The sequence below is a fragment of the Cyanobium sp. BA20m-14 genome, assembly GCF_024346295.1.
The window spans coordinates 1-10,544 of sequence record NZ_JAGQCR010000106.1; the positions used below are offsets into that span (position 1 = coordinate 1).

The window sequence follows — 10,544 nt, forward strand, 5'->3', positions numbered from 1 at the left end:
TGCGTGCAAGGCGGTGGTGTTCGCCTGGGCGATGGGCATCACCCACCACGCCAACGGCACCGCCAACGTGCAGGCGATCGCTAACACGGCTGTGCTCACGGGCAACGTGGCCCGGCCGGGGGCGGGGACGATGCCGATCCGCGGGCACTCCAACGTGCAGGGCTTCGGCTCGATGGGGGTGACGGTGAATTTGCGCGAGCCGATGCGGCTGGCGCTCGAGCAGCTGCTCGGCCGGCCCCTCAGCCCCACCCGGGGCTACGACACCCGCGCCCTGATCGAGGCGGCCGCTGCAGGCGCCGTCGATTCCCTGCTCTGTCTGGGCGGCAACCTGTACGGCGCCAATCCCGACAGCCGCCAGGCCCAGGCCGCCCTCGGCCGCATAGACACGATTATCTACCTGGCCACCAAGCCCAACACCGGCCACTTCCACGGCCTGTCGGCGCGCCAGACCCTGCTGCTGCCGGTGTTCAACCGTTTCGAAACCCCCCACCGCACCACGGTGGAATCGGGCAATAACTGGGTGCGGCTCAATGAGCCCGGCAGCACCCACCTGGGCAGCGGCCAGCTGATCAGCGAGGTGGAGTTCCTGGCCGAGCTGGCCCACCGCCTGCACGGCACCGAGCCGATCGACTGGCGGCGGCTGCAGGATCCCGTCTATGTGCGCGAGCTGATCGCCCGCACCGTGCCCGGTTATGCCGCCATCGCCGAGATCGACGCCAGCAAGAAGGAATTCGAGGTGGCTGGCCGGGTGTTCCAGGGGCCCCGTTTCGCTACCGCCACTGGCCGGGCCCAGCTGGCGGTCACGCCGCTGCCCGAGCTCGGATTGCCGGATGCGGATCATTTCGGCGGGCTGGCCCCCGGCGAGCAGGGACTGGTACTGAACCTGATCACCGCCCGCAGTTACGGCCAGCACAACACGGTGGTCTACAAGCAGGGCGACAGCTATCGGGGCATGCCGCACCGCCAGACGATCCTGGTCAACCCGGAGGATCTGGCTGGCTGTGGTCTGAGGGCCCACGAGCGGGTGACCGTGCAGGGCGAAGCGGGCCAGCTCGACGGGATCGAGCTGATCCCCGGCTCGGTGCGGCGTGGTGCGGCGCTGATGTTCTATCCGGAGGCCAACGTGCTGATGCGGGCGGTGAGCGATCCCGAGAGCGGCACGCCGGCTTTCAAGCGGGTGCCCGTGCTGGTGCGCGGCAGAGGGCTGATTGTGGCTTGAGGGTGTGGTGAAGCTGCGGAGCTGGCTGTGACCCTCTGGCTGCCGCCGCTCCTGGCCCTGGTGGCCTTTCTCTATGCCGCCGTGGGCCATGCTGGCGCCTCCGGCTATATCGCCGTCCTGGCTCTGGCAGGTCTGCCGGCGGAGCAGATCAAGCCGCTTGCCTTAATCCTGAACACCGCGGTGGCGGCCCAGGGCAGCTGGCAGTTCGTGCGAGCCGGCCACCTGCGCTGGCGGCTGTTCTGGCCGATGTTGCTGGCCGGCCTGCCGATGGCTTTTCTGGGGGCGCTGGCTCGATCTGCTCACGCTCTGGTTTCAGCAGTTGGTCGCACTGGTGCTGCTGGCCTCGGCCCTGCGCTTTCTCCGCCAGCCCGGCGATCCCGAGCGCTTGACGCAACCGCCGTTGATTCTGCTGGTGACTAGCGGTGCCGGGCTGGGGCTGCTGGTCGGCTTCACCTGTACCGGCGGCGGCGTGTTTCTCACGCCCCTGCTGTTGTGTTGCAGCTGGGCCTCCACCCGCCAGGCGGCAGCGGTGTCGTCGCTGTTCATCTTCGGCAACTCGATCAGCTGCCTTGCCGGCCTGCTGCTGGCCCGCCAGTCATCTGGGGCCCTGCTGCCCTGCCGTCCCAGCTGGGCTGGATGTTGCTGATGGTGCTGCTGGCCGGTGCGGTGGGTTCGCGGCTGGGTAGCCGCCACTTGCCGGTGGCTTGGATCCGTCGCTGTCTGGCCTTGGTGCTGCTGGCCGCCGCGAAGCTCCTGGGTTTCGCGGGCTGATGTTGGCGGTAGCGTTCAAGCATGGTCGCCTCCGCTGCCGAGCGTTTCACGCCGCCCACCATCCCCTGGCGTCAGTCCCTGGCGCTGGAGCCTGCTCCTGAGCTGGGTCCGGGGTTGGATCCCCTGAGGTCTGGGGAAGCCTTGGTGCGTCTGTGCGCCGAACCCGATGTGCAGGCGGTGATCGCGTTTGGTTCCCGGGCCAGGGGTGAGGCGCGCCCTGACTCAGATCTGGATCTGGCGGTGATCGTGGGCCAGCCCCAGCTCACGCCGGCCGAGAAGCTGGCCTGCTGGAAGCGCTTCAACCGAGCGCTGGGTCGGCAGGGAGTAGCTGTCGACCTAGTGGTGGCGGGCAGCGCTGATGCCGAGCGCCTGAGCGGCTCCCGTTGGCATGTGTTCGGCGATGTGGCTCGTGAGGGCCGGGTGCTGTATGTCGCCCGCTGAAGACGCCTTGCTGCTCCTGGCGATTGTGCGCCGCCATCTGCGCAGCCTGGGGCTGACCCTTGACCCTGCCTATCCCGACGAGGACTGGGGCTTCACCGCCCAGCAGGTGGTGGAGAAACTGCTCAAGGCCTGGATCGTGCTGGCCGATCGCCAGCCGCCCCGGGTCCATGACCTCGAAGATTTGGTTGCTCTGGCTGGTCAGCAGCTTGATCCCCTGCTGCTGGAGCTGCAGGTGTTTGCGGTGGAGGCCCGCTACGAGCAGGGACCCTTCCCGCTGCCGGCATCGCGGCAGGAGCTGCTGGCACTGGTCGAGGCGGAGCTGGAGCGTTGTGAGCGCGTGGTGGAGGCGGTGGGGGAGTCGGCCGGCTGACTTGGCTTAGGCCAACTGACTTGGCTTAGGCCAACTGACCAAGCTCAGGCCGGTTCACATTGCGGATGGCACGGGGATTAAGCGCCACCGCCTGGTAGGGCAGCGTCGCCAGCCAGCTCTGCAGGCGCCGTTCGCCCCGCTGCACCGCCAAGGCCAGGTGGACCCGGATCGGGGCACTGCTCGGATAGAGGCCCAGCAACGGTTGCAGCCGCTCACCGTCGTGGGCCAGCTGGAGCCTGGTCGGGCTCCCTGTTGCTGCGCCCGCCAGCAGGGCTTGTAGGGCGGCCAGGCTGAGATCCGGCATGTCCACTGGGCAGAGCAGTAGCTGCTCGTTTTGGTGATGCTGCATCAGCCGGTGTAGGGCCAGCAGCGGCCCCTCCCAGGGCGGCGGTTCGGCCAGGGCCGTCATCGGTGCGCCCGGGGCGAGCTCGAGGGCCAGCTCTTCCGCCAGCTCCAGGTGCGCCCCATGGCGGCTCAGCAGGGTGATCGGGGCGTCCAGCTGGGCCAGCAGTCGCAGCGTGCGCTCCAGCCAGCTGCCGCCCTCGGGGTGACTCAGCAGCGCCTTGTCGCGGCCCATGCGCCGGCTTTCGCCACCGCTGAGCAGGCAGCAGCGCAGGGGCGGGTTCACACCAGCAGCCCAAACTCCGCCAGGGCCCGCGGCAGGTTGCGGTGCTCGTGGCCGGGGTGGCTGAGCTTCACCAGGGCGAAGCGCTGCAGTTCGGTGAGCTCCGCCCAGCCGCCGCTGCGCAGCTCAAGGTTCAGCTGGGTGCAGGAGGCGGCCAGCACTTCGGGCAGCTGGTCGGCCTGCTGCCAGGGCTCAGCGTCGGGTCGGGGTAGGTCCTTGGCCTGGCCGGCGCTGAGGGCGCTGGTGCGCGCCTGCAGGTGCTGGCGCAACGCCTCGATGGCGGCGGGGTCATCGGGCCAGGCCAGCAGCTCAACGCGTTCTGTCTCGCTCAGCTCGCTCCAGTGCTGCAGCTTCAGCTTCACGCCGGCCAGATCGAGCTTGCGCCGCACGGCCATCGGAATGCAGCGCAGGTCGGCGGTGAAGTCGGCCTCGAAGTGGAAGCAGGTTCTGGCTAGAAGAGAGCCCAGGGGGAACTGCGGTAACAACTGCCACCATCATCGGGCGCCTTGGCTTGGTCGAATAGCCCCATGGCTACTCATCCCGCCATTCCGGCCGCCAGTCCAGCTGCCCTAGCCCAGTGCCCCTACTGCGGCGTGGGCTGCGGCCTGGAGCTGAAGGCCCCCGCTGAACCCGGCGGCATCTGGATCGCCCGCGGCGACCGCCACCATCCCTCGTCCCTGGGCCAGGTGTGCATCAAGGGCGCCACGGTGGGCGAAACCCTGCACCCCAACCGCCTCACCACGCCCCTGTGGCGTGCGCGCATCGACCAGCCCTTTGAGCCGATCAGCTGGCAGCGGGCTTTCACCATCCTGGTGGAGCGCATCGAGGCGACCTTGGCCACCAAGGGGCCCCAAGCGCTGGCGATCTACGGCTCCGGTCAGTTCCTCAGCGAGGACTATTACGCAGCCAACAAGCTGCTCAAGGGCGCCCTGGGCAGCAACAACTTCGACGCCAACTCGCGCCTCTGCATGAGTTCGGCGGTGGCTGGCTATGCCCGCAGCTTCGGCTCCGATGGCCCGCCCTGCTGCTACGACGACCTCGATCTGGCCGATCTGGTGCTGCTGATCGGCACCAATACGGCCGATTGCCATCCGGTGCTGTTCCAGCGGCTGCTTAAGCGCCGGCGAAAGGGGAATGGGCCGCGCCTGGTGGTGGTGGATCCGCGCGCCACCGCTACCAGCGATGCCGCCGACCTGCACCTGGCGATCGCCCCCGGCACCGACCTGGCCCTGCTCTGCGGCCTGGGTCATCTGTTGCTAGAGCTGGGCGGTGTGGATCAGGCCTGCGTGGCAGCCCACACCGAGGGTTTCGCCGAGCTGGAGACCCTCTGGCGGGCCTGGCAGCCGGCGCGGGCGGCGGCGGTGTGCGGCATCGCCGAGGCCGACCTGCGTCAGCTGGCCGACTGGTGGATCGCCAGCCAGGCGGCGCTCAGCCTTTGGTCGATGGGGGTGAACCAGAGCCGCGAGGGCACCGCCACCGTGGCCGGGATTTGCAACCTGCACCTGGTGAGTGGCCAGATCGGCCGCCCCGGCGCCGGACCCTTTTCACTTACCGGCCAGCCCAATGCCATGGGTGGCCGCGAGGTGGGTGGCCTGGCCCAGCTGTTGCCCGGTTACCGCGCCGTAGGTGATCCAGCGCACCGGGCCGAGGTGGAGCGCCACTGGGGCTTTGCTGCTGGCTCGATCTCGCCAGAGCCTGGCTTGGTGGTGTGGCAGCAGATCGAGGCGATGGAGCGCGGCGAGCTCGACCTCTGGTGGGTGGCGGCCACCAACCCGCTGGTGAGCCTGCCCAGCCTCGATCGGGTGAGGGCGGCGGTGGCGAACTGCCCGCTGGTGGTGTTGAGCGAGGCCTATGCCGGCACGGAAACCGAGGCGCTGGCTCACCTGGTGCTGCCGGCGGCCCAGTGGAGCGAAAAGGCTGGTGTAATGGTGAACTCAGAGCGCCGAGTCACCCTCTGCTCTGCCTTCCGCCAGCCCCCAGGCGAAGCCCGGGCCGACTGGGCGATCTTTGCGGAGTTGGGCCGGCGCCTCGGTTTTAAGGCGCAGTTCGGCTGGCCTGACGCCGGCGAGGTGTATGCCGAATTCGTGGCACTCACGGCTGGCCGGCTCTGCGATAGCAGCGGCCTTAGCCACGAGCTCCTGGCTGAGCACGGCCCCCAGCAGTGGCCCTTCCCCGCCGGCACCGCCCCCGGCGGCGGCAAGGCGCGCCTCTATGGCGATCTGGCCTTCCCTACCCCTTCCGGCAAGGCACTCCTCTGGGCCGATCCGCCCCTGGGCCTGGCGGAACCCCCCTGCGACTCCTATCCCCTGGTGCTCACGGTGGGGCGGCTGCTGGGCCACTGGCACACCATGACCCGCACGGCCCATGTGGCGCGGGCGCTCAAGGCCCACCCCGAACCGCTGCTGGAGGTGCATCCAAGCGATGCGGATCGCGCCGGCTTGGCTGATGGGGCTCTGGCCTTAGTGCGGTCGCGCCGCGGTGCGGTGTCGGTGAAGGTACAAATCACCGATCGCATCCGGCCCGGCACCGTGTTTTTGCCGATGCACTGGGGCGCCTCCCAAGGCGAGCTGGCTTGTGAGGCCAATCGACTGATGCATGAGCTGGGCTGCCCGATTTCGAAGCAGCCGGAGCTCAAGGCAGCGGCGGTGGCGCTGACGCCGGCCTGACCTAATCCACGTCGTGGGCGAAGCGGCGATATAGAAAATCGAGGGCGTGGTTGCGCAGCTGGCCGTAGCGGGGGTCTTCCTGGATGGCTTCGTAGCGACGGGGCCGCTCAAAGGGCACCTCGAGGATTTCGCCGATGCCGGCGGCAGGGCCGTTGGTCATCATCACGACTCGGTCGGCCAGAAATAGGGCCTCGTCGATGTCGTGGGTGATCATCAGCACGGTGGGTTTCTGCTCACGCCAGATAGCTAGCAGCTCTTCTTGGAGCTCCTCCTTGGTGATGGCATCAAGGGCCCCGAAGGGTTCATCCAGCACCAGCACCGCTGGTGACACGGCCAGGGCGCGGGCGATCGCTACCCGCTGGCGCATGCCCCCCGAAATCTGCCCAGGGCGTTTGGTGCGCGCCTCCATCAGGCCCACCATCTCCAGGTGGTGAGTCACAACCTCGTGCCGGCTGCCGGCAGCCAGTTCGGGCCGGGCCGCTTTGACGGCCATCTCTACGTTTTGCCACACCGTGAGCCAGGGCAGCAGGGAGTAGTTCTGAAACACCACCATCCGGTCGGGGCCGGGCCCTGTGATCGGCTTGCCTTGCAGCGTTACCGAACCGTGGCTGGGCTGCAGAAAGCCAGACACCATGTTGAGCAGGGTGCTCTTGCCGCAGCCGGAGTGGCCGATCACACAGAGGAATTCCCCCTGCCGCACCTGGAGATTGATGTCACGCAGGGCCTCAAATGGCCCGCGCCGAGACTGGAAAACCTGGCCCACGTCCCGAAACTCGAGGAAGGCAGGGCTAGAGGTAGCGGTGGTCATCGCGAGCTGGCGGCGAGTTGCTTGAGCCGGCGCTGCTCCTGCAGGAAGTGGATCAGCTCGGCGCGGAGGTGGTAATAGTCGGGGTGGTCCATCACCGTGAGCCGGTCCCGGGGGCGCGGCAGGGGCACCTTCAAGATGTGGCCGATGCCGGCTGCTGGTCCGTTGCTCAGGCACACGACCCGATCTGAGAGCAGCAGGGCTTCGTCAACGTCGTGGGTGACCATCACGGCGGTGAGCCCCGATTCCTGGCAGATCTGCATCAGCTGCTGCTGCAAATTGCCGCGGGTGAGGGCGTCGAGGGCGCCAAAGGGTTCATCGAGCAGCAGCAGCTTGGGCCTGATGGCCAGGGCCCGAGCAATCGCCACCCGCTGCTTCATGCCGCCAGAGAGTTCGGCTGGAAATTTGTTGGCGGCGGCGCTGAGATTCACCGTCTGGATGTTGCGCTCAACAATCTCGCGCCGCTCCTGGTTGCTTTGGGAGGGGTAGACGGTGTTTACGGCAAGGGCGATGTTTTGGCGCACCGTGAGCCAGGGCAACAGCGAATAGTTCTGAAACACCACCATGCGATCAGGGCCTGGATCGGTCACCTGACGGCCATTTATCAAGATGCCGCCCTCGCTGGCCTGGTCGAGCCCGGCCAGCAGGTTGAGCAGGGTGCTCTTGCCGCAACCCGAGTGGCCAATCAGCGACACAAATTCGCCTGCGGCGATATCGAGATTGATGCCCTGCAGAGCTACGTAGCGGCCGCCGTCATCGAGGGGAAATACCTGGGTAACGGCATCGACGCTGATCAGTCCAGCTGGAGTGGTCATGTCAGGCGGCTCCCTTGCTCACCTTGCGACCCACCCAGGCAACTAGGCGATCCAGTAGCAGGCCCACCACGCCCACATAAATGATCGCCAAGATTATTTGGCTTGAGCTGGCATCGCCGCCGGCGTTGTATGCGTCCCAGATGAAGTAGCCGATGCCGCCGTCGGCCTTCAGCATCTCTGCGGCCACGATTGCCAGCCAGGCCAGGCCCACGGCGATGCGCAGGCCGGTGAACACGTAGGGCACCGTGGCTGGAATCACGATGTTGCTGATGTAGGCCCGCTTGCTAAGGCGCAGCACCCGGGCCACGTTGGTGTAGTCCTGGGGGATCTCCTGGATACCCACAGCCGTATTGATAATGATCGGCCAGATCGCCGTGATGAAGATTACAAATACCGCCGATGTATTGGCGTCTTGAAACACCATCAGCGAAATCGGAAACCAGGCCAGCGGTGGCACGGTGCGCAGCACCTGCACTACCGGATCAAAGCCTTTGCCGGCGAAGCGATTTAATCCCAGCAGGCCGCCGATGGCGACTCCCACGACCGCCGCCAGGCCGTAGCCCACCGCCACCCGTTGCAGCGAGATCAGGATCTGCCAGCCCAGGCCCTTGCTGGTGCCACCGTCATCGAAAAACGGCTGGCTGATGTAGGGATCCCAGGTATCAACCAGCACGTTGATCGGGCCGGGCAGTCGCGCAGAACCAAGGGCGCCCGAAAGCAACTGCCAAACCAGCAGAAAGGCACCGATGCAGAGCAGGTAGGGCAGGATTTGGGGCAGGGCCGGCAGCAGCCGGCGCCGGCGGGAGCGCCGGCCCGGGGAAGCGGTGGGGGTCACGGATGGCGGGAGTGGGAACGGGGAGTTTGCTAGGCGTTGAAGCTCACTTCATCGCCTTGATTGCCAGGGCGTTTAGGTAGGCCTTGGGATTTTCCGGGTCGAACACCACACCGTCGAAGAAGGTTTCCTTGCCGCGCGAATCGCTGCCGGGAATGGCCTTTTCTTGACCGATTGCAGTGGCAGCCTCCTTCCAGAGATCAGCCCGGTTCACCTTGTTCACCAAGGCATCGATATCGGTGTCCGAGGGTAGGTAGCCCCAGCGCATATCTTCGGTAACGAACCACTGGTCGTGGCTTTTGAAGGGGAAGGAAGCATTTTCGCTCCAGAAGCGCATTCTCAGGGGGCTGTTTTTAACTACGCGGCCATCGCCGTAGTCGATGTCGCCGGCTAGACGGGGTTTGATATCTGCCACGTTGGCTTTGAAGTATTTGTCCTTGGCAGTGATTTCACAGAGCTCATCAAGGTTTGCTGGGTCTTCACACCAGATCTGAGCCTCCTGAACGGCCATCAGCAGGGCTTTGGCGGCCTTGGGGTTTTGGTCAACCCAGTCGGCCCGCATCGAGAAGGCTTTCTCGGGGTGGTTTTTCCAGAGTTCGCCGGTAACTGCGGCGGTGTAGCCCAGTTTCTTATTAACCAGGCGCTGGTTCCAGGGTTCACCAACGCAGAAGGTGTCCATGGTGCCGGTCTGCATGTTCGCCACCATCTGGGGGGGGGGCACCACCACTAGGTCGGCATCCTTATTGGGATCGATGCCATTGGCAGAGAGCCAGTAGCGCATCCATAGGTCGTGGGTGCCGCCGGGGAAGGTAACGGCCGCCTTGAACTTCTTGCCCTTACCGCTGGCCTGTTGCGCCGCCTGTGCCAGGCCCGCTTTGTTGTCGATGCTGAGCTTGTTGGCCAGGTAGTCCTTCGACACCGATAGCCCCTGGCCCTGCAGGTTGAGCCGCGCCAGGGTGTACATCGGCAGGGGCTGCTTGGTCTTGGTGATCGTGCCGGCAGTTAGCAGTAGCGGCATCGGCGAGAGGATGTGGGCGCCATCAATGCCGCCTCTGCCACTGCCCAGCTCCAGGTTGTCGCGGGTGGCGGCCCAGGAGGTTTGCTTCACCACCTTCACCTCGGGCATGCCGTGCTTGGCGAACAAACCCTTCTCCAGGGCAATGATCAGGGGCGCGGCGTCGGTGAGGGCGATGAAGCCCAAGGTGGCAGTCTTCAGCTCAGGCGCATCAGCACCACCGGCCTGACTTGTTGTTTGATTTTCAGATTTTTTGCTGGGGCTGCCACAGGCGGCTAGCCAGATAGCTCCAGCTGCCGAACCGGCGGCGGTGATCAGAAACTTGCGGCGCGAAAGGTCGGACATGGCTGGATTGGGATGGGCCGGAGTGGCGGCAACTGCACTCCGGACGGGCTCCACAAAGAAGCGCACCGAACCGGTCTAAATATCGAGCCGGCGCACAAGCTGACCGACCCACTTACAAGACCACGGCTGGCTTCAAGTTGAGGGTTGCAATTGCTACCAATTGCCGCTTTCGCTGGGATCGGCCAGGGTTTGCCGCAGTCGCTCGCCGCATTTCGAGGCCAGCAGAGCTCGCGCTTGAGCGAGGGCATCGGCAAGGTTTTCGAAGCGATCGGTCAGCCAGAGGTAGGCCCCCAGATTCCAGAGCAGCGGCGTAGCCAGGGGGCCTTCACCACCCAAGGCTGCTAGCGCCTGTTGCTGCCAGGTTTCCAGGCTTTCCCAGGCGATTTCATCGCCGTGTAGGCCATGGTCCCGGGGGTGTACGAGCAGCCGCTCCAGCGAGCCGTCGCGGACCCGGGCGGTGATGCCAGCCCGGCTTGTAGGCAGGTCGGTCGACCCCTCCAGCCCCTTCACGGTGAGCACCTCGGTTTCACCGGCGGTGGCCAGGGCCTCCCAGGCCCGTTTTTCGGTGGGGGGATGGACGAAGCCACTCACCAGTAGATGGTTGCCGCAGTGGGGGGTCGAGAGCAGTTCCAGGCTGGCC

At 66.2% G+C, this 10,544-nt stretch carries 12 protein-coding genes and 2 pseudogenes; 7 read left to right on the forward strand and 7 right to left on the reverse strand.

Translation table 11 applies throughout. The features are described 5' to 3' along the window. The 6 genes from KBZ07_RS10740 to KBZ07_RS10765 form a co-directional block, all read left to right on the forward strand. Window positions 1-1,219: molybdopterin dinucleotide binding domain-containing protein (locus KBZ07_RS10740; protein ID WP_254931608.1), on the forward strand; the 1,219-nt coding region annotated here is incomplete at its 5' end. A 27-nt stretch (window positions 1,220-1,246) separates the two neighbouring features. Next, complete coding sequence (locus KBZ07_RS10745; RefSeq protein WP_254931609.1) at window positions 1,247-1,639, forward strand: TSUP family transporter; 393 nt, start codon at window positions 1,247-1,249, stop codon at window positions 1,637-1,639. After that, window positions 1,551-1,865, forward strand: a complete 315-nt coding sequence (locus KBZ07_RS10750; protein WP_254931610.1) for a sulfite exporter TauE/SafE family protein — start codon at window positions 1,551-1,553, stop codon at window positions 1,863-1,865. Before KBZ07_RS10745 ends, KBZ07_RS10750 begins: the two co-directional genes overlap by 89 nt. Beyond that, window positions 1,856-1,990 (forward strand): hypothetical protein, encoded by a 135-nt coding sequence (locus KBZ07_RS10755; protein ID WP_254931611.1) that lies wholly within the window; start codon window positions 1,856-1,858, stop codon window positions 1,988-1,990. Before KBZ07_RS10750 ends, KBZ07_RS10755 begins: the two co-directional genes overlap by 10 nt. Before the next feature lie 21 nt (window positions 1,991-2,011). After that, complete coding sequence (locus KBZ07_RS10760) at window positions 2,012-2,431, forward strand: nucleotidyltransferase family protein (protein ID WP_254931612.1); 420 nt, start codon at window positions 2,012-2,014, stop codon at window positions 2,429-2,431. Further along, a complete protein-coding gene (locus KBZ07_RS10765) occupies window positions 2,418-2,801 on the forward strand; it encodes a HEPN domain-containing protein (RefSeq protein WP_254931613.1) in 384 nt (127 codons plus the stop codon). Before KBZ07_RS10760 ends, KBZ07_RS10765 begins: the two co-directional genes overlap by 14 nt. 25 nt (window positions 2,802-2,826) lie before the next feature. Here KBZ07_RS10765 and KBZ07_RS10770 read toward each other — a convergent pair whose 3' ends face one another. Together KBZ07_RS10770 and KBZ07_RS10775 are read right to left on the reverse strand one after the other, a co-directional pair. Then, window positions 2,827-3,429: a molybdenum cofactor guanylyltransferase gene (locus KBZ07_RS10770; RefSeq protein ID WP_254931614.1), complete on the reverse strand. Its 603-nt coding sequence runs from the start codon at window positions 3,427-3,429 to the stop codon at window positions 2,827-2,829. Continuing rightward, window positions 3,426-3,911, reverse strand: coding sequence for a nitrate reductase associated protein (locus tag KBZ07_RS10775; RefSeq protein WP_254931615.1), 486 nt, complete (start codon window positions 3,909-3,911; stop codon window positions 3,426-3,428). Before KBZ07_RS10775 ends, KBZ07_RS10770 begins: the two co-directional genes overlap by 4 nt. Window positions 3,912-3,953: 42 nt before the next feature. Between KBZ07_RS10775 and KBZ07_RS10780 the strand changes: the two genes are divergently transcribed. Further along, entirely contained in the window at window positions 3,954-6,092 is a 2,139-nt protein-coding gene (locus tag KBZ07_RS10780; protein ID WP_254931616.1) for a molybdopterin oxidoreductase family protein, read from the forward strand. A gap of 1 nt (window position 6,093) precedes the next feature. Here the strand turns inward: KBZ07_RS10780 and KBZ07_RS10785 are convergent, their stop codons facing one another. From KBZ07_RS10785 to KBZ07_RS10805, 5 genes and pseudogenes are all read right to left on the reverse strand, one after another. Beyond that, complete coding sequence (locus KBZ07_RS10785) at window positions 6,094-6,900, reverse strand: ABC transporter ATP-binding protein (RefSeq protein WP_254931617.1); 807 nt, start codon at window positions 6,898-6,900, stop codon at window positions 6,094-6,096. Window positions 6,901-6,902: 2 nt separating this feature from the next. Beyond that, window positions 6,903-7,712, reverse strand: a pseudogene (locus KBZ07_RS10790) (nitrate ABC transporter ATP-binding protein); the annotation flags it as partial. A gap of 1 nt (window position 7,713) precedes the next feature. Next, a complete protein-coding gene (gene ntrB / locus KBZ07_RS10795; RefSeq protein ID WP_396124021.1) occupies window positions 7,714-8,547 on the reverse strand; it encodes a nitrate ABC transporter permease in 834 nt (277 codons plus the stop codon). Between the two features lie 43 nt (window positions 8,548-8,590). Then, complete coding sequence (locus tag KBZ07_RS10800) at window positions 8,591-9,904, reverse strand: CmpA/NrtA family ABC transporter substrate-binding protein (protein ID WP_254931618.1); 1,314 nt, start codon at window positions 9,902-9,904, stop codon at window positions 8,591-8,593. A gap of 153 nt (window positions 9,905-10,057) precedes the next feature. Further along, window positions 10,058-10,544: pseudogene (locus tag KBZ07_RS10805) on the reverse strand (anthranilate phosphoribosyltransferase); the annotation flags it as partial.